Source organism: Curtobacterium sp. BRB10, from assembly GCF_031844325.1.
Lineage (GTDB): Bacteria > Actinomycetota > Actinomycetes > Actinomycetales > Microbacteriaceae > Curtobacterium > Curtobacterium poinsettiae_A.
In genome coordinates this window covers 191,170-213,119 of record NZ_JAUZVA010000001.1, presented here as the reverse complement: position 1 = coordinate 213,119, position 21,950 = coordinate 191,170, and the positions used below count along the sequence as shown (strand labels likewise).

Below are 21,950 nucleotides of genomic sequence, written 5' to 3'. Positions count from 1 at the left end.
GGGCCTCCAGGCTGGGGTGCGCGCGAGCGCGGACTAGCGGGGCAGGGAGTCGAGCGCCGCTGCCAGGCCGTCGTCGGTGATGCCGCCGGTGAGCTCGTTGCCGGCGTCGACGACGTCGTCGGGCGCCTGGCCCATGACGACGCCGCGACCGGAGGTCGAGGCCCAGCGGAGCATGTCGATGTCGTTGCGACCGTCGCCCGCGGCGAAGACGCGGGAACGCGGGATGTCGAGCCACTCGCGGACGCGCTCCATCGCGGTGGCCTTCGTCACGCCCTCCGGCGCGATGTCGAGCCACGACGTCCAGCCGACGGAGTAGGAGACCTTGTGCAAGCCCATCTGCTCGACGATCTGCAGGAAGTCCTCGGTGTCGTGGCCGGGCGAGATGACGACGACGCGGGTGGCCTCGACGCCGAGCAGCTGCTCGAACGGCACGTGCTCGCCCTCGACGGTCATGGTGTCGTCGGGGAAGTTGCCGGACAGCAGGAAGTGACCGGTCTCGTCCTCGACCCCGAAGGCGGCGTTCTCGAGCGCGCCGTGGATGGTCTGCAGCACCTCGGACGGGTCGAACCGCTCGACGTGTTCGCGCACGTAGGAGCCGTCGGCGCGGCGGGCCAGGATGAGCGCTCCGTTGGCGCAGACCAGGTACTTCGGCCGGATGCCAAGGGTCTCGAGCAGGGGCACGGTCATGCCCTCGCTGCGGCCGGTCGAGAGCATGACCTCGTGCCCGGCGGCCTCGGCATCGCGCACGGCGGCGACCACCGCTTCGGTGATGACACCGTCCTCGCGCATGGTGGTGCCGTCGATGTCGAGCGCGACGAGCCAGCGCTTGGTGCGGGCGGGCGCGTCGGTGCCCGCGCCCTGTCGGGTGCCGTCCACGAAGCGTCCCTGGGTGCTCATCGGGGCTCGATCACCTCGACGCCACCGAGGTAGGGGCGCAGGACCTCGGGCACGACGACGGAGCCGTCGGCCTGCTGGTGCGTCTCGAGGATCGCGACGATCCAGCGGGTGGTGGCGAGGGTGCCGTTCAGGGTGGCGACCGGGGCGGTCTTGCCGCTCTCGGTGCGGTACCGGATGTCGAGGCGGCGTGCCTGGAACGTCGTGCAGTTCGACGTCGAGGTGAGCTCGCGGAACGTGCCCTGGGTCGGGACCCAGGCCTCGATGTCGTACTTCTTCGCCGCGCTCGTGCCGAGGTCGCCGGCGGCGACGTCGATCACGCGGTAGTGCAGCCCGAGGTCCTGGAGCATCTGCTCCTGGTGCGCGACGAGCCGCTCGTGCTCGGCCTCGGCCTGGTCCGGGTGGACGTAGGCGAACATCTCGAGCTTGTTGAACTGGTGGACGCGGAGGATGCCGCGGTTGTCCTTGCCCGCCGAACCGGCCTCGCGCCGGTAACAGGTCGACCAGCCGGCGTAGCGGTGGGCCTGTCCTTCCTCGAGCGGCAGGATCTCGTCGGCGTGGAACCCGGCGAGGGCGACCTCGCTCGTACCGGTCAGGTACAGGTCGTCGGCTTCGAGCCGGTAGACCTCGGCCGCGTGCTCGCCGAGGAACCCGGTGCCGGCCATCGTCTCGGGGCGGACGAGCGTCGGGGTGATGAGCGGCTCGAAGCCGGCGGCGATCGCACGGTCGAGGCCGAGCGACATCAGCGCGATCTCGAGCCGGGCGCCCATGCCGCGCAGGAAGTAGAAGCGCGAGCCGGAGACCTTCACGCCGCGCGGGATGTCGATGATGCCGAGGTGCTCGCCGAGGTCGGCGTGGTCCTTCGGCTCGAAGTCGAACTCGGGCTTGGTGCCGACGGTGCGGAGCGTGACGAAGTCGTCCTCGCCGCCCTCGGGCACCCCGGGGAGCACGACGTTCGGGATGCCGCGGACGACGGTGTCGAAGGTGTCCTCGGCCGCGGTGACGGTGGCCTGCGCCTCCTTCACCTTGGCGGAGAGGGCCTGGGCCTGCTGCACCAGCGCGGCCTTCTCGTCCTTCGGGGCCTTGGCGACGGTCTTGCCGAACGCGTTCTGCTCGGCGCGGAGCGACTCGAACGAGGTGATCGCACTGCGGCGGGCGGAATCGGCGGCGACGGCTTCGTCGACGACGGCCACGGAGGCACCACGCGCCTGCTGTGAAGCCTTGATGACGTCCGGGTTGTCGCGAAGCAGCTGTGGATCGATCACCGCCCCATCCTAGACGGGGCAACCGCACGCAGCCTCGATCGGTAGCGTGGGCGTATGTCGACCCCTTCGGAGACCGCGCCCGCGGATCAGGACGCCCTCCCCACCGAGCAGCGGACGGCCGCGGTGGTCTACAACCCGGTCAAGGTCCACCTGCCGACCCTCAAGCGCACGGTCCAGGAACACCAGGAACAGGCCGGTTGGGCCGAGACCCTGTGGTTCGAGACCTCGGAAGAAGACCCGGGCGGCGGCATGGCCCGCGCTGCGATCGAGGCCGGTGCCGACGTCGTCGCGGCGGCCGGCGGTGACGGCACGGTCCGTGCGGTCGCCGAGGTCGTGCACGAGGCCGGTTCGACCCTGGCGCTGCTGCCGAGCGGCACCGGCAACCTGCTCGCGCGCAACATGAAGCTCCCCCTCGACGACCTTGCCGCGAGCGTCCGGACGATCTTCCACGGCGACGACCGCAGGATCGACTTCGGCATGCTGAAGATCGAGCGACCCGGCGGCGAGCGCGAGCGCTTCGGCTTCCTGGTGATGGCGGGTCTCGGGCTCGACGCGCGGATGCTCGTGAACACCCGCCCCGAGCTGAAGAAGAAGGTCGGCTGGCTCGCCTACGTCGACTCGCTGTTCCGCTCGGTGCGCGACGCCGATGCGTTCGAGTTCCGCTACCAGCTCGACGACGACGGCAACCACTCGCTCCGGGCGCACTCCCTGATCGTCGGCAACTGCGGGATGCTGCAGGCCGGTGCGATCCTGCTGCCCGACGCCGAGATCGACGACGGTGTGTTCGACATCGCCGTGATGCGTCCCCGCGGGTTCTTCGGCTGGGTGCGGATCGGAGCCCGGGTGTTCTGGGAGAACGGGATCCTGCGGGCGTTCCGCCGGTCGAACCTGTCCAAGACCGCCGTCGGCAAGAAGATCGTCTCGAAGTCGCGCGAGGAACGACCCCTGCGCTACCTGCGCGGGCAGGAGTTCACGGCGCGGCTCGAGCGGCCCGACGAGTTCGAGATCGACGGCGACCCGGTGGGCGAGGTCATCGCCTTCCGGTCGCGCATCGACCCGATGGGGCTGTCCGTGCGGGTGCCCGACCCGGCGGACGACCGCCACGGCTCGCGCCAGGTGCCCTGAGCTGAGCCGGGGGCGGTTCCGCCGCTACCGAGCCCCGGGCTCGCCGGACACGATCGCGCGCAGCCAGTCGCGCGCCTCGACGAACGCGGCGTCCGAGTAGCGCGCAGGCACCTCGGGGCGGGCTCCGTCGGCGCGCGGGTACGACCCGAGGAACGTCACGCGCGGGCTGAACCGGCGCAGGCCGAGCAGCGCGTCCGCGACGCGCTCGTCGCGCACGTGCCCGTCGAGGTCGATGACGAACCGGTAGCGACCGAGCTCGTCACCGATCGGCCGTGACGACAGCAGCCCCATGTTGATGCCCCGCGTCGCGAACTGCTCGAGCATGTCGACCAGGGCGCCGGGGTGGTCGGCGGGCAGCTCGACGATGACGCTCGTCTTGTCGGCACCGGTGGGCTCGGGCAGGGCGAGGGTCTTCGACACGAGCACGAACCGGGTGACCGCCGAGGCGTTGTCGCCGATGGACGACGCGAGCACGACGACGTCGTGGTGGTCGGTGATGCCGGGCGGTGCGACGGCGGCGTCCGCCGTGGGGTCCGCCTCGAGCAGGGCGAGCGCCGCGGCGACGTTCGACGACGCCGGGATGTGGCCGTGGCCGGGCAGGTTGGCCTCGAGCCAGTTGTGGGTCTGCGCGTAGGCGACCGGGTGTGCGTTCACGGTGCGGACGTCGGCGAGCGTGGTGCCGGGCCGGGCGACGAGCACGAAGTCGACGGGGACCAGGTACTCCCCCACGATCCGCACGCCGGGGATCCGGGCCAGCGCGTCCTGCGTGGCGCTGACCCCGCCGTCGACGCTGTTCTCGATCGCGATGACGGCCCCGATCGACCGGCCGGACACGACGTCGTCCAGGGCCTCACCGACGTTGTTGACGCTCCGCCAGGGCTTGCCGGCGGCGGCCTCGACGAGTTTCAGGGCCGCCTCGGTGAAGGTGCCGGCGGGTCCGAGGTAGGAGTACGTGTCGGACGGCGCGGCGGGGTCGGTCATGCGGCGAGCCTATTGCAGGGACGCGACGGTCAGGCGGCCTCAGTCCGTGGCCGCACCCGTCAGCCGCTGCTCGCAGATCGCGGTGTCGTCGTCCTCGCGCGGGTACGTCAGCGCCGCGAACCGCCCCTCGGGGTCGAGGCGGGTCAGGAGCGACGCGGCGATGCCGTCGAGCTGCGCGACCTGCTCGTCGGAGAGCGCGTCGATCACCACCCGGCGGGCGGTGCGGACGTGGTCCGGAGCGGCCTCGACGATGGTGGTGTACCCGGCGTCGGTCAGGCGGACGTCGGTGGCCCGGCGGTCGGAGGTCGACGGGCACCGGGTCACGAGCCCGCGCTTCTCGAGGCGGGACACCACGTGCGACAGCCGCGGCAACGAGGCGTTCGTGGCCGAGGCGAGCGCCGACATCCGCAGGGTCCGGGTGTCGGTCTCGGAGAGCATCGCGATGACCATGTAGTCGAAGTGCGTGAGGTCGGCGTCACGCTGCAGCTGCTGGTCGAGCGCGGCCGGCAGGAGTTCCATGACGGCGACGAGCTTCATCCACGCGCGTAGCTGCTCGCGGGTGAGCCACGGGGTCTCGTCGGTCATGAGCTGATCATACCGAAAGGTTGTCCCTTCAACCAGTGGTGCGCACCGCGGACGAACCAGCCGGACCCGCCGGATCGGACGAACCGCGAGTCCGACGCGACCGCACCACCCCGACCACGAGCACCACCACCACGACGACGAGCAGCGCCCCCTCGACGAGCAGCAGCCGCGTGCCGTAGTCGAACGGCAGCACGGTGGGGTTCTTCTGCCCGTGGTCCTTGGCCGCGATCTCCGGCAGGACCACCAGGGCGAGCACGCTGCCGAGGACGATCGCCGCCTGCACGACGACGAGCACCCAGGCCCGGAGCGAGCGTCCGGCCCGACGCAGCAGCAGCCCGGCACCGACCACGAACGGGGACAGGACCGCGTCGTGCAGCACCACCGCCGCGAGCAGCCACACCCCGAGCCCGCCGATGCGGTTCGGGGTGACGGACGTCACGAGCACGGACGCCCCGAACGCGATGACCAGCACGCCGATCACCACGAGCACGATCCGCGCGGCCTTCACCGGAGCACCTCGATCTTCTCGATCCACTTGGTCTGCAGCACACCGGGCCGCCCGGGAGCGATGATCCGCGCCGGGAACCCGTGGTCCAGGTCGAGCGTCGCACCGTTCAGCTCGAGGGCGATCAGCGTCGTCGGGTCCTCGGCGTACTCCGGTCCCATGTCCATGATCCGGTAGCCGCCGTGCCGCTCCAGGCTCGTCACCCGCACGTGGGACCCCTGCGGCGCCTGCACGGCGTCGAGCAGGTCGCGCATCCGCACGCCCTTCCAGCTCGCCATCTGGCTCCACCCCTCGACGCACGAGATCGGCAGGTCGACCTGCGCGGTGCCGAGCGCGACGAGTTCCGCCCGGACGAACGTCCGGCTCACGTCGTGGCCGACGACGGTGAGCGTCCAGTCGGCGGCGGTCGCGCTGGCGAGCACACCGGCCGCACGCGCGGTCCGGTTCACCGGCAGCCCGTTCGCCCCGATGCCCCGGCCGCGGGCGCCGAACACGTTGAACGGTTCCGCGAGCTTCGAGGACTGCCCCGCCGTGAGCGCGACGACACCGACGGTCGCCGCCGTCACACCGGCGAAGAACCCGCGTCGGGCGATGCGCTGGCGTCGTCCGGTGGCTGCGTCCGGCGTCGGCCTGGAGGCCCGGCTCGGCTCCGCCACGTCGGCCGTCGGCTGGGCGGGACTCGGCTCCTCGGACCCCTCGCGGGTCTCCGGGGCCGTGTCCGGTCCGGTCGGCCGGGACTCGGCGCCGCCGCCGGGGGCGGCGTCGACGCCGTCGATCCAACGGAACACGCGGCCCAGCAGGCCGGGGGCGGTGGACCCGGTGGTCTCGGCGACCGCAGCGTGCGGGGCGGACGCGGGATGCGCCTCCAGGCTGGGTGGGAGCAGTTCACTGCCGGACGCGGGGTCCGCGATGAACCGGCCGTGCACGTCGTAGGAGTCGCGCTTCCGCCAGTAGCGGGCGATGACCGGCAGCTTGGCGGCGATGTGGATGGCCAGCGACCCGATGATCACGTAGGCCATCGCGTTGTGCACCTGGCGGAACGGGAACGGCCACGGGTACCACTGGTACGTGTTGAGCAGGCCGGTGACGACCTGGATGATCGACGCGGACACGAGCACCGCGATCGACAGCCGCTCGAGCAGGTGCAGCACGCCACGCACCGGCGGCACCTGCACCAGGGCGGGCATGACGGTGTTGAGCTTGGCGAGCAACAGCGGGATGATCGCGATCCCGGTCGTGATGTGCAGGCCCTGCGTGAACTGGTACAGCTGCGTCGGACGGGTCGGGAACCGCATCCAGCCGAGCGGTTCCTGCAGCAGGTGGCTGTAGATCCCGGTGCCGAAGCAGATCAGGAACGCGATGCCGAGCAGCCGCCCGAGCACCACCGCCGAGCGGGCGTTGCGGTTGGGGGACGCCAGAGCTGCTCGTCCGTCGTGCAGCAGGCGCTGGAGGCCGGATAGCCTCGACGCACCATGAGCGACCGACTGCGTGCCCTCCGACCGTCCCTGGCCGACGGCACCGCCGCCCGGATCGGCACGGTGCTGGCCGTCGTGGGAGTACTCGCCCTGTCGGGCGTCATCGCCGTCGGCGTCACGCATCTGGGGTTCCTCCGATCGGGCCATCGTTCTGCATTCGTTGCGTGGACGCTGATCGCTTGGACCGTCTTCGTCATCGCCGTGCTCGGGGTGCGTTTCGTGCCCGTCCGGTGGATGACCACCGTGGTCATCGGCGGAGCGGTGGTGATCGGCATCGCCGCGCTGGTCGGCCCGCCGAACACGAGCACCGACTCCGCTCGGTACGCGTGGGACGGCATCGTCCAGCATGCCGGTGTCTCACCGTACGCGCACACCCCCCAGTCCGCGGCACTGTCCGGTCTGCGACCCGACTGGTTGTTCCCCGACAAGGTGGACGGCACGTGCGATCCGCTGAAGCCCCGGTTCCGCGGGCTCGGCGACGGCGCCGACGGGCACTGCACCGCGATCAACCGGCCGGACGTCACGACGATCTACCCGCCGATGGCGCAGCTGTGGTTCGCCGCGGTGCGGTTCTTCGTGCCCGCGACCGCGCAGTACCTGCCGTTCCAGGTCGCCGGACTGCTCGTGTCGCTCGGCGTGACCGTCGGACTCGTCCTGGTGCTCCGTCGGATCGGCCGTCCGACCTGGTGGGCGGCGCTCTGGGCCTGGTCGCCGCTCGTCGCCTCCGAGGCGGTCACCAACTCGCACGTCGACGTCGTCGGCGCCGCACTCGCCACGGCCGGTGTCGTGCTCGTCGCGTTCGGCCGGCCGATCTGGGGCGGCATCGCGCTCGGGGCCGCGACCGCGACGAAGCTCATCCCGGCGATCGTGTACCCGCCGTTGCTCGGCCGCGGGCGGGCCTGGTGGGCGATCCCGATCGGCATCGCGGTGTTCGGGTTGCTCTACGTGCCCTACGTGCTGACGACCGGGCTCGACGTGCTCGGGTACCTGCCCGGCTACCTGAGCGAGGAGGGCTACGAGGACGGCTCCCGGTTCGCACTGGTGTCGCTCGTGGTCACGGGCGACGCGGCGACCCTGGTGGTGGGGCTCCTGGTGCTGCTGGCGGCGTTCGTGGCCTGGCGGCTGTCCGACCCGGCGCGGCCGTGGTCGGGCGAGGTCCTGATGATCGGCGTGACGTTCCTCGCCGTGACGCCGCGCTACCCCTGGTACGCGCTGCTGCTCATCCCGTTCGTGGTGCTGTCCGGGCGCTGGGAGTGGCTGTCGATCGGCCTCGCCATCGCACTGCGCGGGGTGTGGCCGTCGGCGGACGCCTACCGGTGGTGGTTGCTCGCGGCCGTGGCGGTCATCGTGCTCGTCACGCTGCTGCGCACGGAGCGGTCGGAGTGGCGACGGTGGTGGGAACGGCTGTCGTTCCGGCGCGTGGAACACGTACGCTGACGACCATGGCACCCGCGATCCTGCTCGGCACGACCGGCTCCGTGGACCCGGCTCCCGCCGGGCTCGTCGACCGGTTCGGGCGTCGCGCCGTCGACCTGCGGGTGTCGCTGACCGAGCGCTGCAACCTGCGCTGCACGTACTGCATGCCCGCGGCCGGGCTGCCGTTCGCCCCCGACGAGGCCCTGATGACGGCGACCGAGATCGAGCGCCTGGTGCGGATCGGCTCGTCGCGGTTCGGCGTCCGCAAGGTCCGGTTCACCGGCGGCGAGCCGATGCTCCGGCACGACCTGGTCGACGTGATCGCCCGGTGCGCCGCGCTGCCCGACGCGCCGGAGCTGTCGCTCACCACGAACGCCATCGGCCTGGCCCACCGTGCCCAGGGCCTGTACGACGCCGGGCTGCGGCGCGTGAACGTGTCGCTCGACACCGTCGACCCCGACGTCTTCACCACCGTGACCCGCCGCCCGTTCCTCGACAAGGTCATCGCCGGGCTGTCGGCCGCGCACGACGCCGGACTCGACATCAAGGTGAACGCGGTGCTGCTGCGCGGCATCAACGACGAGGCCGCCCCGGAGCTCCTCCGCTGGTGCCTGGAGCGTGGCTACGAGCTGCGGTTCATCGAGCAGATGCCCCTCGACCCCGACCACGCCTGGGACCGCACCTCGATGATCACCGCCGCCGAGACCCGCGCGCTGCTGGCGACGTCGTTCGTGCTCACGCCCGACGACGCTCCGCGCGACGGTGCCCCGGCCGAGCGGTACCGCGTGCACGATGCGGTCACCGGGGAGCCGCTCGGCACCGTCGGGATCATCGCGAGCATCACCGAGTCGTTCTGCGCCGACTGCACCCGGACCCGGCTGACCGCCGACGGGCACGTGCGCAGCTGCCTGTTCTCCGACGAGGAGACCGACGTGCTCGGGCCGATGCGCTCCGGGGCCGACGACGACCACGTCGCCGAGCTCTGGCGGCTCGCGATGTGGGCGAAGCCGCGCGACCACGGTGACGACAGCGACGAGCTCGTGCACCCGACGCGTGGCATGAGTGCGATCGGCGGCTGAGGCATGACCACGATCCGGTTCTTCGCCGCTGCCCGGGCCGCCGTGGGTGTCGACTCGATGACGACCACGGCCGACACGATCGACCAGGCGGTGCGCGAGGTCGTGCCCGCGGACCCCGAGCGCTGGACGGCCCTGCAGGAGCGTTGCTCGTACCTGGTCGACGGCGTGACGACGCGTGACCGGGCGACTGCGCTCCACGGTGTCGAGGTCGTCGACGTCATGCCGCCCTTCGCCGGGGGCTGAGCGGCGCCCGTTCCTTCCCAGAACGCCCGCGATACCAGGCGTTTTCGGGCATACCGTGTCGGAACTCCTGACCAGGTACGCCCGAATCGACCCGGCATACCCGATGCGACCAGGTACGCACGCAACGGCCTGGTTCAACCAGGGGGCGCGTAGACCGCCACCTCGGCTGCGGGGACGTCGATGCGCACCGCGTCGCCGGGGGCGATCCCGAGCGCGGTGAGCCGGGCGAGCGTCAGGTCCGCCACCAGGTCACCGGCCCGGACACGCACCAGTCCGTCGCGCGGTTCGAGCGACGAGACGGTGCGCGTGGCTCCGGCACCGTCCCGCGTCAGCACGGCGGCCGTCGGGTGGAACGCAGCCAGGGCGGGCCGGCCGGGAGGCACGGCGTGCGTCCCCGACGCCAGCTCGCCCCCGCCGTCGATCGCGATCCCACCCCCGGTGGCGGTCCCGCGCACCAGCGCGAGCCCGGAGAACGTCGCGGCGAACGCACTCGTCGGACGACCGAGCACGGCCGCGGGGGTGCCCTGCTCCACCATCCGTCCGCCCTCGAGCACGACGACGCGGTCGGCCAGGGCGACGACCTCGACCGGGTCGTGCGTGACGAGCACGGCGGGCCGGCCGGCGACCGCGGTCCGGAGTGCCGCGCGGACCTCGTCCTGCGCGCCGACGTCGAGCGCCGAGGTCGGTTCGTCGAGCAGCAGCACCGCCGGTTCGGTGGCGAGCGCCCGGGCGATCGCGACGCGCTGCGCCTGACCGCCCGAGAGTGCTCCGGGGTGGCGGGTGGCCAGGTCGGCGACCCCGACGGTGTCGAGCGCGTCGAGGGCACGTTCCCGGGCCGTGGCACGACCTGCTCCGGCCGCACGGGGCCCGAAGGCGACGTTCCCGACGACGTCGAGGAACGGAAACAGGTCGGACCGCTGCGCGACGAGTCCGGTCCGACGACGGTGCGCGGGCACGGTGTGCCGCGGGCTCGAGACCTGCACCCCGCCGAGTTCGATCCGGCCGGCGTCGATCGGCAGCAGGCCGGCCAGGGCCTCGAGCAGCGTCGACTTGCCGGCACCGTTCGGCCCGATGATGGCCAGGCACTCCCCCGCTCGGACCTCGATCGCGACGTCGACGTCCCGCGACCCGACGACGACGTGTGCCCGGACGCCCACCGTGCCCTCGGCCGTCACGCCAGGGCTCCGCGGGTCCGGAACGACGAGGCGCCGATGACGACGACGGCCACCACGACGAGCACGACCGACAGGGCCACCGCGGTGTCCGGGTCGACCTCACGCTGCAGGTAGACCTCGAGCGGCAGGGTCCGGGTGACCCCCTGCAGGCTGCCGGCGAAGGTCAGGGTGGCGCCGAACTCGCCGAGCGCCCGGGCGAAGCAGAGCACCAGCCCGGACACGATCCCCGGCAGGACCCGCGGCGTCGTGACGGTCAGGAAGGTCCGGGTCGGTCCGGCGCCCAGGGTCGCGGCGACCCGCTCGTAGCGGTCGCCCTCGACGCGGAGTGCCCCCTCGACCGAGGACACCAGGAACGGCATCGCGACGAAGGTCTGCGCGATGACCACCGCCGTCGTGGTGAACGCGATGTGCAGGCCGTGGTCGTCGAGGAAGGCCCCGACCACCCCGAGCCGACCGAAGGCCGCGAGCAGCGCGAGGCCGCCGACCACCGGCGGCAGGACGAGCGGTAGGAGCACGACGGCCCGGGCGACGCCGACCCACCGTGACCGCGACCGCGCGAACAGCACGGCGAGCGGGTACCCGAGGACGAACGCGACACCCGTGGCCGCGAGCGCCGTGCCGAGGCTGAGCCCGAGCGCGGTCAGCGACGCAGTGGAGGTCACGAGCCCGACGAACGACGACCAGTCCACCCGGCCGAGCATCGCGAGCACGGGCACGACGACGAACAGCCCGCCGAGCACCGCGGGCAGCGGGAGCCACCACGCGACCGGCGGCCGTCCGTCAGCGCGCGGAGCCACGGGTCAGGGCTTCCCGAAACCCGCGTCGGCGAGCACACGCTGCCCGGCGGCGGAGCGGACGTACTCCGAGAACGCCTGCGCGAGCGCCGGGTCCTCCGAATCCCGGAGCACGCCGATCGGGTACGTGTTGACGGCCGTGGCCGACTCGTCGAACGGCACGCCGTCGACCTTGCCGCCGGCCCCTCGGACGTCCGTCACGTAGACGAGTCCGGCGTCGGCCTGACCGGATTCGACCTTGCCGAGCACGTCGGTGACCGACTGCTCCTCGCTGACCGGCTCGAGATCGACGCCCGATGCGGACTCGACCTCCGCCGTCGCGGCACCGCACGGCACCGGGGCGGCGCACGTGACGAGCTGGACGCCCGGAGCCGTCAGGTCGTCGAGGTCCGTGATGCCCTTCGGGTTGCCCGGAGCGACGGCGATCTCGAGGACGTTCGTCGCGAAGTCCCGCGGCGATCCGCTCGCCAGGTCGGTCGACGACAGCTTCGCCATGTTCGCTTCGTCGGCGGACGCGAACACGTCGGCGGGGGCACCGTTCTGGATCTGGGTGACGAGGTCGCTCGAGCCGGCGAACGAGAACCGGATCGAGGCGCCGGGGTTCGCGGTCTCGAACCGCTTGCCCAGGGTCGTGAAGGTCTGCTGCAGGGACGCGGCGGCGAACACGGTGATCGAACCGGTCGGCCCCTCGGTGTCGGACCCCGCCGGGGCCTGGGCCCCCGAGCCCGTGTCCGGAGCCGTGCACGCTGCGAGCCCGAGCGCGACGGTGGCGGCGAGGGCCAGCGCCGCGAACGGCCGGAGGAGGCTCATCGTTCGTCCTCGTGCCGTGCGGGTGCCTCGACCGCGACCATCGTGGCCTTGACGGACGCCACCGCGACGGAACCGACCTCGAGCCCCAGGTCGCGGACGGCCTCGGCACTCATCAGGGACACCACGCGGTGCGGGCCGCACTGCAGTTCGACCTGCGCCATCACGGTGTCGACGACCAGGTCGGTGACGATCCCGACGAAGCGGTTGCGCGCCGAGCTCTTCACCGCGGACGCCGGGTCGGTCGGCTCGGTGCTGCGTTCCCGTGCGTACGCGGCGACCTCGCGACCGTCGACCACGGCTCGCCCCGCGTCGTCCGTGGCACGGGTGAAGGTGCCCCCGTCGACGAGCCGGCGCACGGTGTCGTCACTGATCCCGAGGAAGGCCGCAGCGTCCCGTACCCGCAGTTGCGTCATGATCGACCAATCCTACCCGCAGACGCGGCGGCAGGCGCAGTGGACGTGACCGAACGAGGTCAGGACCGGTGCTCGATCGCCACGGGCAGGCCCTCGCGACGCCAGGCCTCGAAGCCGCCGTCGAGGACCGCCACGCGCCTCCCGGCCGGCTGCCGCGCCGCCCACGCGTCCGCACGGGGTCCGCGCGCGCAGTAGACGACGACCTCGTCCGAACCGGTGTCGTCGGTGACGGCACCGGCGACCACGCCGGCCGCGCGTTCCTCGGCGGTCCGGACGTCGACGACGACCAGCGGATCCGACGGGTCCGCCACCCTGGCGGCCAGGGCTGCCGGCGCGATGCGCGGCGCCGCGGCGACGGCGGGTGCCGGTCGACGCGAGGCGGGACCACGACGGACGGGGCTCTCCGTCCAGCGCCACCGGCGGGCGTCGACGGTCAGGACGCGTCCGAGCAGGGGGTCGCCGCTGCCGGTGACCAAGGCGAAGACCTGCCCCGCCATCACCGCACCGACCGCGCCGCACAGTGCCGGGACGACGCCGTCGAGGGCGCACGAGCCCTCGTCGGGCAGGGCGTCGGGGTGCAGGTCGTGGAAGTCGACGCCGTCACCTCCGGCGTCGCGGAAGACGCTGACCTGCCCGTCGTGGCCGAGCACGGTGCCCCACACGAACGGCACGCCGGCCGCGGCGCAGGCGTCCGAGACGGCCCGAGTGACCACGACCGAGTCGGCGGCGTCGACCACGACGTCGTGCCCGGCGACCAGGTCCGGCGTGAACGACCCGACCACGGCGACCGCGTCGAGTTCCGGGTCGACGGCGACGGCTCGGGCGACCGCGACCTGCGCCTTCGGCGAGCCGACGTCCGCGGCCGTGAAGAGCGTCTGCCTGGCCAGGTTCGAGGCGTCGACCACGTCGGGGTCGACCACCGTGAGCCGACCGATCCCGGCGAGGTACGCGACCACCGGCGCCCCGAGCCCGCCGGCCCCGACGACGAGGATGCGCGATGTGGCCAGGCGGCGCAGCCCGGTGACCCCGACGTCGGCGAGCGCGGCGGTCCGCGAACCGAGCTGCGTCCGTCCCGGGGAGAGCGCGGCGGCGGGGGCGACGAGGGGTTCCATCCCGTCATTCTGGCCCGTCGCACCGAACGCCTGCATGTGAGAGTTCAACGCCCGGACGCGGCGGATCCCCAGAGCAGATCGGTACGGTCGCGGACGTGAGTTCCCCGCGTACCGGTACCGTCCCGGTCCGACGCACGACGTCGGACGCGTCGGTGCGTGCGCGCTCGCGCGGGGTCGTCGTGGCGGCCGTCCGGGCCCTCGCGCGGACCCCCGAGATCACCGTCGGCGCGCTCGGCGTCGTCGTCGCCGCGGCCTTCAGCTGGGTGCCGTCGGTCTGGTACGACGAGGCCGCGACCATCGCGAGCGCGCAGCGGAGCTGGCCGGCGCTCTGGGCCGAGCTGCAGAACGTCGACGCCGTCCACGGCCTGTACTACGCCGTGATGCACGTCTGGTTCACGCTCGTCGGGTACTCGCCGTTCACGCTGCGGTTCCCGAGTGCCCTGGCCATCGGGGTCTCCGCCGGGCTCGTCGTCGCCCTCGGCCGTCGGCTCGGCGGTGTGCGGCTCGGCGTCGTCTCCGGGATCGTGTTCCTGGTCCTGCCCCGCGTCGCCTGGGCCGGCACCGAGGGGCGCCCGTACGCCACCGTCACGACCTTCGCCGTCGCGCTGACCCTCGTGGGGATCACCGCGGTCCGGCGCACCCGGACCCGGCACCACGCGACCCGGTGGTGGGTCGTCTACGGCCTGCTCGCCGTGGTGGCCGTGCTGTTCAACGTCTACCTGGCCCTGGCCGTCGTCGCGCACGGGGTCGTGCTCCTCTGGACCGCCGTCGCCGACCGTGCCGCACGGCGCGACGCCGTGCTCTCGCAGCGAAGCGGTCCGGTGGCCGCGCCGATGGTCGACCGCGCCGCGCTCGTGCGCTGGGGTGTCGCCGCCGTCGGGGCCGCCCTCGCGGTGTCGCCGTTCATCGTCCTCGCCGCAGGTCAGGCCAAGCAGGTCGGCTGGATCACCGGCGTCGGGTGGGCCACCGTGCGCCAGGTCGTCGCGACCGCCTGGTTCGGTGCCGTCTGGCCGTACGCGGTGCTCGGGTGGGTCCTGATGATCGTCGGCGTCGTGCTCGCCGTGCGCGCGGCGCGACGCCCCTCCCCCGCTTCCCGTGACCTGCTGCGGATGCAGGCCCTTCGCGTCGCCGTCCCCCTGACGGTCCTGCCCACCGCACTGCTCGTCGGCGCGACCGCGGCCGGGGAGCACCTGTACTCCCCGAAGTACGCCAGCCTGAGCCTGCCGTTCGTCGCGCTGCTCATCGGCCTGGCGATCACGGCGATCCGGCCCCGGCGGTGGCTGGCGCTCGCGGTCGTCGGGATGCTGCTCGTGTCAGCACCGACGAGCACGATCGTCCGGCTGCCCCACGCCAAGCAGGACTCGCACTGGGCGAACGCGGCGGCGATCATCGAGCGCGAGCGGGACCGCCGCACCGACCAGAACGAGGGCGTCGTCTTCGGCAGTGTCTGGGAGCACCCGGGCACCACCGCGCAGGTGATCGCCGACTCCTACCCCGAGGCCTTCACCGGGATGCGCGACCTCGCCGTCGCCGAGACCGGTGCCGAACGCGGCCAGCTCTGGAACGTCAACGGCGACATCGCGACGACGGTGCCCGAGCGGGTCTCGGGGATCGACACCGTGTGGTTCGTCGGCGGCAAGTCGCGGAACATCCGCCCGCAGGTCACCGACACGCTTGTGGCCGAGGGGTTCCACGTCGTGCGCTACTGGCACACCGGCACGGTCATCCTCTGGAAGTACAGCCGCTGACGGTGGCGGTCCAGCCGCTGACGGTGGCGCTCCAGCCGTCGACGGCTGCGCCGGGGCGTCGGGTCAGTGCAGCACGCGAGCGCCGTGCACCGGGCCGGTGGCACGGAGTGCGACGAGCCCGGCGGCGCTGAGCTCGACCTGCAGCTCGAGCGCGGCGTCGCGGTCGCCCACCAGGAACGCCACCGTCGGGCCGCTCCCGGACACCAGGCCGGCCAGGGCACCGGACTTCTCGCCGAGCTCGAGCGTCGCCGCGAGCCGGGGCTGCAGCCGCATGGCCGGAGCCTGCAGGTCGTTGTGGACGCAGTCGGCGAGCAGGTCGGGGTCGCCGGCGCGCAGGGCCTGCAGCACGTTCGCCTCGACCACGGGGTGCGACGGCGCCGGGGAGATGTCGGCTCGGTACCGCTCCCGGTGCTCGTCGAGCGCACGGTAGACGGCCGGGGTGCTCAACCCGTCGTCGCTCAGGGCGAGGACCCAGTGGAACTCGCCCTTGGCCAGCGCCGGGCTCAGCTCGTCACCGCGGCCGGTGCCCACGGCGGTGCCGCCGGCGAAGGCGAACGGCACGTCAGCGCCGAGCTGCGCGGCGAGCCGGAGCAGCTCTTCGCGACCGAGCGCGGTGCCCCAGAGCGTGTCGACGGCGAGCAGGGTCGCCGCGGCGTCCGCGGAGCCACCGCCCATCCCGCCGGCGACGGGCACCTGCTTGTCGATGGTCAACCGCACCCCGCCGCGGTGTCCGGCCGCGTCGGCCACGAGCCGGGCCGCACGGATGGCCAGGTTCGACTCGTCGACCGGCACGGTGCTGGTGTCGATCGGACCCGTGAAGGTGACCGAGAAGTCGTCGGCGGCTTCGGCGGTGACGTCCTCGTACAGGGACACCGCCTGGTACGCCGTGGCGACGTCGTGGTAGCCGTCGTCCTGCAGCGCCCCGACGGACAGGAACACGTTGATCTTGCCGGGGGCGCGCGTCCGTACGCGGGTCGGTGCGGCCAACGTGGTCATGCCCCCAACCTATCCCGCTGCGGCTGCCGTGAACCCCCGCGCCAGGTCCGCGGTGATGTCGTCGATGTGCTCGAGGCCGATCGACAGGCGGATGAGACCGTCCCCCACCCCGGCGGCCGCCCGCTCGGCGGAGGACATCTGCACGTGGGTGGTCGATGCGGGGTGCACGACGAGCGAGCGGACGTCACCGAGGTTCGAGACGTGGTCGAACAGCTCGAGCGCCGCCACGAACCGTCGGCCCGCGGCGACCCCGCCGGCCAGGTCGAACGACAGCACGGCCGACGGCCCCTTCGGCACGTAGCGCTGCTGCAGGTGGTGCCACGGCGAGTCCGGCAGGCCGGCGTAGTGCACGTGCTCGACCTGGTCGTGCGCGTCCAGCCAGGACGCCACCGTGGCGGCGTTCGACACGTGTCGGTCCATGCGGAGTGACAGCGTCTGGATGCCCTGCAGCACCAGGAACGCGTTGAACGGTGCGATCGCGGGCCCGAGGTCGGCGGACAGCTTCGAGCGGGTGCGCTGGATGAACGCCCGTCGCCCGAACTTCTCGGCGAAGTTCGTGTTCGCGAACCCGGACTGCTCGGTCGAGGCCAGCTGCGGGTACTGCTCGGCGTGCGCGGCCCAGTCGAAGTTCCCGCTGTCGACGATGAGCCCGGCGATGGCGCTGCCGTGCCCGGCCAGGTACTTCGTCGCCGAGTGCACGACGATGTCGGCACCGTGCTCGATCGGGCGCACCAGGTACGGCGTCGCGATGGTGTTGTCGACGATGAGCGGCACACCGGCCTCGTGCGCGACCGCGGCCACCCCGGCGAAGTCCAGGACGTCCCCGCGGGGGTTCGGGATGGACTCGCCGAAGAACGCCTTCGTCTCCGGGCGCACCGCCGACGCCCACTCGGACAGGTCGGTCGGGTCCTGCACGAACGTGAAGGTGATGCCGAGGTCCCGCAGGGTCGAGGCGAACAGCGTGTAGGTCGCGCCGTACAGCGAGGCGCTCGACACCACGTGGTCACCGGCGCGTGCGACGCCGAGCACGGCCAGCGACGTCGCCGCCTGCCCGGACGCCAGCGCCAGCGCACCGATCCCGCCCTCGAGGTCGGCGATCCGGCGCTCGAGTGCTGCGGCCGACGGGTTGTTCACCCGCGTGTAGGTGTGGCCGGGGGCGTCGAGCATGAAGCGTGCGGCGGCGTCCTCGCCCGACGGGTAGACGTACGCGGCGCTCTGCGCGATCGGCGGTACGTTCGCGCCCCAACCCGGGTCGGCCTTGAAGCCGGCGCGGATCTGGCGGGTCTCGAACGCCCAGCCGTCCTCGGCGTTGGTCGACGCGGCACCCATCAGGACTGCGCCCCGACCGACTGCCGGACGAGCGTGATGACCTGCTCGCCGAACCGGTCCATCTCCTCGAGCTGCGGCGAGAACTGCAGCAGGAGCGTGTCGACCCCGGCGTCCTCGAATTCCCGGATGCGGTCCGCCACCTGCGACGGCGTCCCGACGAACCCGGGGCGCAGGCCGCGGTTCGACACCGAGTAGTCCTCGAGCGAGGGCACGTGCTCGAGCTGCGACTTCGAGATGAAGTCCTGGTACGACTCGTACGCCCCGCCGTGCTGCACGTCGGTGATCCGGGCGAGTTCCGCCTGCGCCTCTTCCTCGGTCTCGCGCACGATGACGTACGCGGCCATGCCGAACGCCTCGAACGGCGGCAGGCCGGCGTCGACGCGGCGCTGCTTCATCTCGTCGATCTTCGCGCGGAGTTCCTCGACGGTGCCGCCGTGCGTGACGTAGGCGTCGGCGTACCCGGTGATCGCGGCCTTGCCGGCCTCGCTCTCCCCACCGGCGTAGATGCGCGGCGTCACGCGGGGCTTCGGCTCGAGGTGCGCGTTCTCGATGTCGTAGTACTCGCCCGAGAACGAGTACGGGGTCTCGCGCCACAGGCCCTTCATGACCTCGACGAACTCCGCGGTGCGCTTGTACCGGTCGTCGTGCTCCGAGAAGATCCCGCCGTACTGCTTCGCCTCCTCCGCCCACCAGGCGCTCACGACGTTGAAGGTGAACCGGCCGCACGAGATGTCGTCGATCGTCGCCGCCTGCTTCGCCGTCACCGCCGGCAGGTGGTACCCGGGACGCATCGCCGCCATGATCTCGAGGCGCTCGGTCGTCGCCGCGATCGCCGCCGCGAGCGACCAGGCCTCGAGCGAGGGCGCCGCGGTGCCCTTGATGTCGTTGAGGTTGAGCTCCGGCACGAGCGTCAGGTCGAAGCCGATCCGCTCGGCGCGCTGCGCCAGGCGCTTCACGTAGTCGAAGGTGACCGGCATGTTCTCGTTGTCGACGTTGCGCAGCCAGCCGCCGAAGAGCGGGGTCCAGTATCCGAATCGCACGATGGTTCCTTGGGGGTGTGGGAAGGCGGACGGGAGGCCCGTGGCGGGCCCGCCACGGGCCTCCAGTCCGGTGGGTCTAGCGTCCTCAGGCCGTGAGCTGCGCCGCGTACTCGTCGGCCAGGAGGCCACCGAGGTACCGGGCGATGGAGCGCGGGCCGGAGGCCGGCGCGGACTCCTCGACCGTGGGGTTGTAGTTCGTGTTCGTGTTGATGTCGTAGACCACGGTGCGGCCGTCCGTCGTCTCCATGAACTCGACGCCCGCGATGGTGATGCGCTGGTCGGCGAGGAACGTGCGGAGCTGCTGGACCAGCGGGTGCTCGGCGGTGACCTCGGTGCGGACGCTGAACGCCGGGGGCGCCCCGGCGATCTCGGTGCCGGGGACGTCGCAGACCGCACCCGCGATGGTCTGCGGGACCTCGCACGCGTCGGCCGGGCAGAGCTCGAAGCTGCCGGCGCTCGTGTCGACGCGGACGGCGTAGACGAACTCGCCGCCGACGAACTCGACGCGGGTGATGAAGGGCTCTCGGGCCGTCAGGTACTCCTGCAGCAGGGTGATGCCGTCGACCGGGGCCTCGAACTCGGGGCTGTCGACGTAGGCGTCGAACTCGGCGAGCGAGTCGAACCGCCGCACGCCCAGGCCCTTGCCGCCCTGGTTGTGCTTCGTGATGAACGGCACGTCCTGCCCGTCGGTGAAGGTGCGGGCGGCGTCCTTGAGCGTCGACGTGCCGAACACGGCGGTGGTGCGGGGCACGTCGAACCCGGCCTGCTGCAGGAGACCGTGCTGGGCGACCTTCGACACCTCGAGCTCGAGCACGTGGCTGCCGCCCACGACCTGGCGGCCGGCGCGCTCGAGCCAGCCGAGGATCGCCCGGGTGTACTCCTTGCTGTGCTCGTGGCCGCGGGTGTGGGAGCTCGCGGACATGCGGCTCCAGTAGACGCCGGGTGCCGGCTCGGCCGCAAGATCGATCTGCCCCTCGGTCAGCAGGATCTCCTCGACCGGGACGCCCTCAGCCTGGAAGGCGGCGGCGAGCGGCGGGAACCACTCGGGGTTCTCGTGGATGACGTACACGCGGGGAGTGCTCACGCCCCCACCCTAGGCACGGTATACCGCACGTGCCCAAGTGTGTGACGCGGCGTTGCTTCGCGGCGAGGGCCGCACGGGGTCCTGGTCGCTCGGTGCGAGGTTCCGTACGCGGTGCGACCTGCTCGCCGTCGCACGGCGTACGGAACCTCGCACCGTTCGGTACCGGCGGTGGTCGACCTCGCACCGTGCGAGGTCTTCAGCCGGCGAAGGTCTGCTGTCCGACGACGCCGAGGAGCTCGAGCTTCTGCGCGTCCTCCGATCCCGGAGGCGCCGTGAACAGCAGCAGTGCCTGCGCCTGGTCGTCGGTGTGCAGCACCTGGCAGTCGACGGTGATGCGGCCGAGCTCCGGCTGCACGATCGTCTTGTTGTCCGACCAGCGCGTGGCGACCTCGTGCTTCGCCCAGAGCTGGCGGAACTCGGGGCTGCGGGCCTCCAGCTCGGCGATGAGCTCGGCGGCCCGGCGGTCGCCCGGACCGGCCAGGCTGACGGTCGCGCGGAGCGACGCGACGACGGTCCGCCCCAGTCGTCCGTGCTGCTCGGGTGCGTACTTGGCGCGTTCCTCGCCCGTCACGAACCACCGCCAAGCCTGGTACCGCTGGTTGCCGGCCAGGCCGACCGAGCTGCCGAGGAGTGCCGCAGCGAGCCGGTTCTCGACCAGGGTCTCGCCCAGGTGGCTCACGACGATCGCCGGGGTGTCCTCGAGCCGGTCGAGCACGCGCAGGATGGCGGGGTCGACGTGGTCGGCGCGGTGCATCCGGGTCGGGGCGTTCTGCCCGGCCAGGTGGAACAGGTGGTCGCGCTCGTCGAGGCTGCAGCGCAGGGCCCGGGCGATCGCCGCGATCATCTGCTCGGACGGCTGTGGACCGCGCTGCTGCTCGAGTCGCGTGTAGTAGTCGACGGACATCCCGGCGAGGGCGGCGACCTCCTCACGGCGGAGCCCCGGGGTCCGGCGTCGCGGACCCTGCCCGAGACCGACGTCCTCGGGGCGCAACAGCTCCCGGCGACGGCGGAGGAAGTCGGCGAGCGCGGCACGGTCCATGGGTCGATCATCGTCCGGTTCGCGTCGAGGTGCCAGGGATCGCCGATCCCCCGATGACCGCGCTCTGGTTGCACCCCTGCCCGCGGAGCATCGTCGTGGTCATGGACATCACGAACTCCACCGTCTTCATCCCCGGCGCGACCTCGGGCATCGGTCTCGCTCTCGCCCAGCGTCTGCAGGCCGCCGGCAGTACCGTCGTCATCGGCGGGCGTCGTCAGGCGCTCCTCGACTCCCTCGCCGCCGAGCACGGCTTCGGCACCGTGCAGATCGACGTCGCGGACGCGGCGTCGATCGAGGCCGCTGCCAGCTCGGTGCTCGAGGCGTACCCGACCCTCGACGCCCTCATCACCATGTCCGGCATCATGCGCAACGAGGACCTGCGTTCCTCGGACCACATGGACGACGCGATCGAGACCATCCAGACGAATCTCGTCGGGACGATCCGGCTCATCGACGCCTTCCTGCCGCACCTGCTCGCCCAGCCCGCCGCGACGCTGATGACCGTCACGTCCGGTCTCGCGTTCGTGCCGCTGACCGCCACGCCGACCTACAACGCCACGAAGGCCGGGGTGCACTCGTACACCCAGGCCCTGCGACAGCAGCTCGTCGGTTCGTCCGTCGAGGTGCTCGAGCTCGCCCCGCCGGCCGTCATGACCGATCTGATGGGCGGCGCCGACTTCGGCGGGATGCCGCTCGACGCCTTCGCCGACGAGGTCATGGCGCTCATCGAGTCCGGCGCTGCCCCGGAGATCCTGGTGCAGAACGTGCACCCGCTGCGCTTCGCCGAGCGGAACGGCAACCACCAGCAGATCCTCGAGATGATGGCCGGCGCGGGGCACTGA

22 protein-coding genes are annotated in these 21,950 nt (G+C 72.3%); 6 read left to right on the top strand and 16 right to left on the bottom strand.

The features are described from left to right. Positions 1–33: 33 nt before the first annotated feature. Positions 34–897: an HAD family hydrolase gene (locus tag Q9R26_RS01055; RefSeq protein ID WP_182065089.1), complete on the bottom strand. Its 864-nt coding sequence runs from the start codon at positions 895–897 to the stop codon at positions 34–36. Continuing rightward, positions 894–2,159 (bottom strand): serine--tRNA ligase, encoded by a 1,266-nt coding sequence (gene serS / locus Q9R26_RS01050; RefSeq protein ID WP_311226317.1) that lies wholly within the window; start codon positions 2,157–2,159, stop codon positions 894–896. Before serS ends, Q9R26_RS01055 begins: the two co-directional genes overlap by 4 nt. Positions 2,160–2,213: 54 nt before the next feature. Here serS and Q9R26_RS01045 point away from each other — a divergent pair, with 54 nt between their 5' ends. Further along, positions 2,214–3,284: a diacylglycerol kinase family protein gene (locus tag Q9R26_RS01045; protein WP_311226316.1), complete on the top strand. Its 1,071-nt coding sequence runs from the start codon at positions 2,214–2,216 to the stop codon at positions 3,282–3,284. A gap of 24 nt (positions 3,285–3,308) precedes the next feature. On the opposite strand, the gene pheA is transcribed toward Q9R26_RS01045, so the two are convergent. The 4 genes from pheA to Q9R26_RS01025 are packed head-to-tail and all read right to left on the bottom strand — an operon-like array spanning position 3,309 to position 6,740. After that, the gene (pheA, locus tag Q9R26_RS01040; RefSeq protein WP_182065092.1) at positions 3,309–4,265 is read right to left on the bottom strand and encodes a prephenate dehydratase; all 957 of its coding nucleotides are present in this window, start codon (positions 4,263–4,265) and stop codon (positions 3,309–3,311) included. 39 nt (positions 4,266–4,304) lie between these two features. Continuing rightward, complete coding sequence (locus Q9R26_RS01035; protein ID WP_182065093.1) at positions 4,305–4,850, bottom strand: MarR family winged helix-turn-helix transcriptional regulator; 546 nt, start codon at positions 4,848–4,850, stop codon at positions 4,305–4,307. A 28-nt stretch (positions 4,851–4,878) separates the two neighbouring features. Beyond that, entirely contained in the window at positions 4,879–5,358 is a 480-nt protein-coding gene (locus Q9R26_RS01030) for a hypothetical protein (RefSeq protein WP_311226315.1), read from the bottom strand. Further along, positions 5,355–6,740 carry a molybdopterin-dependent oxidoreductase gene (locus Q9R26_RS01025; RefSeq protein ID WP_311226314.1) on the bottom strand — a complete coding sequence of 462 codons (1,386 nt, stop codon included), beginning with the start codon at positions 6,738–6,740 and terminating at the stop codon, positions 5,355–5,357. Before Q9R26_RS01025 ends, Q9R26_RS01030 begins: the two co-directional genes overlap by 4 nt. Before the next feature lie 87 nt (positions 6,741–6,827). Here Q9R26_RS01025 and Q9R26_RS01020 point away from each other — a divergent pair, with 87 nt between their 5' ends. From Q9R26_RS01020 to Q9R26_RS01010, 3 genes are read left to right on the top strand one after another with little or no spacing between them, the layout of a single operon-like run. Further along, positions 6,828–8,267 (top strand): glycosyltransferase 87 family protein, encoded by a 1,440-nt coding sequence (locus tag Q9R26_RS01020; protein ID WP_311226313.1) that lies wholly within the window; start codon positions 6,828–6,830, stop codon positions 8,265–8,267. 5 nt (positions 8,268–8,272) lie between these two features. Next, a complete protein-coding gene (gene moaA / locus Q9R26_RS01015) occupies positions 8,273–9,325 on the top strand; it encodes a GTP 3',8-cyclase MoaA (protein WP_182065096.1) in 1,053 nt (350 codons plus the stop codon). Between the two features lie 3 nt (positions 9,326–9,328). Continuing rightward, positions 9,329–9,568, top strand: coding sequence for a MoaD/ThiS family protein (locus Q9R26_RS01010; protein WP_182065097.1), 240 nt, complete (start codon positions 9,329–9,331; stop codon positions 9,566–9,568). Positions 9,569–9,702: 134 nt separating this feature from the next. Here the strand turns inward: Q9R26_RS01010 and Q9R26_RS01005 are convergent, their stop codons facing one another. From Q9R26_RS01005 to Q9R26_RS00985, 5 genes are read right to left on the bottom strand one after another with little or no spacing between them, the layout of a single operon-like run. Continuing rightward, positions 9,703–10,743 carry an ABC transporter ATP-binding protein gene (locus Q9R26_RS01005; RefSeq protein WP_311226312.1) on the bottom strand — a complete coding sequence of 347 codons (1,041 nt, stop codon included), beginning with the start codon at positions 10,741–10,743 and terminating at the stop codon, positions 9,703–9,705. Further along, entirely contained in the window at positions 10,740–11,540 is an 801-nt protein-coding gene (locus Q9R26_RS01000; RefSeq protein WP_311226311.1) for an ABC transporter permease, read from the bottom strand. Before Q9R26_RS01000 ends, Q9R26_RS01005 begins: the two co-directional genes overlap by 4 nt. Before the next feature lie 3 nt (positions 11,541–11,543). Beyond that, positions 11,544–12,347: a molybdate ABC transporter substrate-binding protein gene (gene modA / locus Q9R26_RS00995; protein ID WP_311226310.1), complete on the bottom strand. Its 804-nt coding sequence runs from the start codon at positions 12,345–12,347 to the stop codon at positions 11,544–11,546. After that, positions 12,344–12,760 carry a TOBE domain-containing protein gene (locus Q9R26_RS00990; protein ID WP_311226309.1) on the bottom strand — a complete coding sequence of 139 codons (417 nt, stop codon included), beginning with the start codon at positions 12,758–12,760 and terminating at the stop codon, positions 12,344–12,346. The genes modA and Q9R26_RS00990 overlap by 4 nt, the downstream gene beginning before the upstream one ends. Positions 12,761–12,819: 59 nt before the next feature. Next, entirely contained in the window at positions 12,820–13,872 is a 1,053-nt protein-coding gene (locus Q9R26_RS00985) for a ThiF family adenylyltransferase (protein WP_311226308.1), read from the bottom strand. Between the two features lie 95 nt (positions 13,873–13,967). Here Q9R26_RS00985 and Q9R26_RS00980 point away from each other — a divergent pair, with 95 nt between their 5' ends. Next, complete coding sequence (locus Q9R26_RS00980) at positions 13,968–15,620, top strand: glycosyltransferase family 39 protein (protein ID WP_311226307.1); 1,653 nt, start codon at positions 13,968–13,970, stop codon at positions 15,618–15,620. Between the two features lie 63 nt (positions 15,621–15,683). Here Q9R26_RS00980 and Q9R26_RS00975 read toward each other — a convergent pair whose 3' ends face one another. From Q9R26_RS00975 to Q9R26_RS00955, 5 genes are all read right to left on the bottom strand, one after another. Continuing rightward, positions 15,684–16,616 (bottom strand): 4-(cytidine 5'-diphospho)-2-C-methyl-D-erythritol kinase, encoded by a 933-nt coding sequence (locus Q9R26_RS00975; protein ID WP_311226306.1) that lies wholly within the window; start codon positions 16,614–16,616, stop codon positions 15,684–15,686. Between the two features lie 9 nt (positions 16,617–16,625). Continuing rightward, entirely contained in the window at positions 16,626–17,945 is a 1,320-nt protein-coding gene (locus Q9R26_RS00970; RefSeq protein ID WP_311226305.1) for a PLP-dependent transferase, read from the bottom strand. Further along, complete coding sequence (locus Q9R26_RS00965; protein ID WP_311226304.1) at positions 17,945–18,985, bottom strand: LLM class flavin-dependent oxidoreductase; 1,041 nt, start codon at positions 18,983–18,985, stop codon at positions 17,945–17,947. Before Q9R26_RS00965 ends, Q9R26_RS00970 begins: the two co-directional genes overlap by 1 nt. Positions 18,986–19,070: 85 nt before the next feature. After that, on the bottom strand, positions 19,071–20,069 hold the full coding sequence (locus Q9R26_RS00960; protein WP_182065105.1) for a RimK family alpha-L-glutamate ligase: 999 nt from the start codon (positions 20,067–20,069) through the stop codon (positions 19,071–19,073). Between the two features lie 196 nt (positions 20,070–20,265). Continuing rightward, a complete protein-coding gene (locus Q9R26_RS00955) occupies positions 20,266–21,108 on the bottom strand; it encodes a helix-turn-helix transcriptional regulator (RefSeq protein WP_311226303.1) in 843 nt (280 codons plus the stop codon). 101 nt (positions 21,109–21,209) lie between these two features. On the opposite strand from Q9R26_RS00955, the gene Q9R26_RS00950 reads away from it, so the two are divergent. Next, the gene (locus tag Q9R26_RS00950; protein ID WP_182065107.1) at positions 21,210–21,950 is read left to right on the top strand and encodes an SDR family oxidoreductase; all 741 of its coding nucleotides are present in this window, start codon (positions 21,210–21,212) and stop codon (positions 21,948–21,950) included.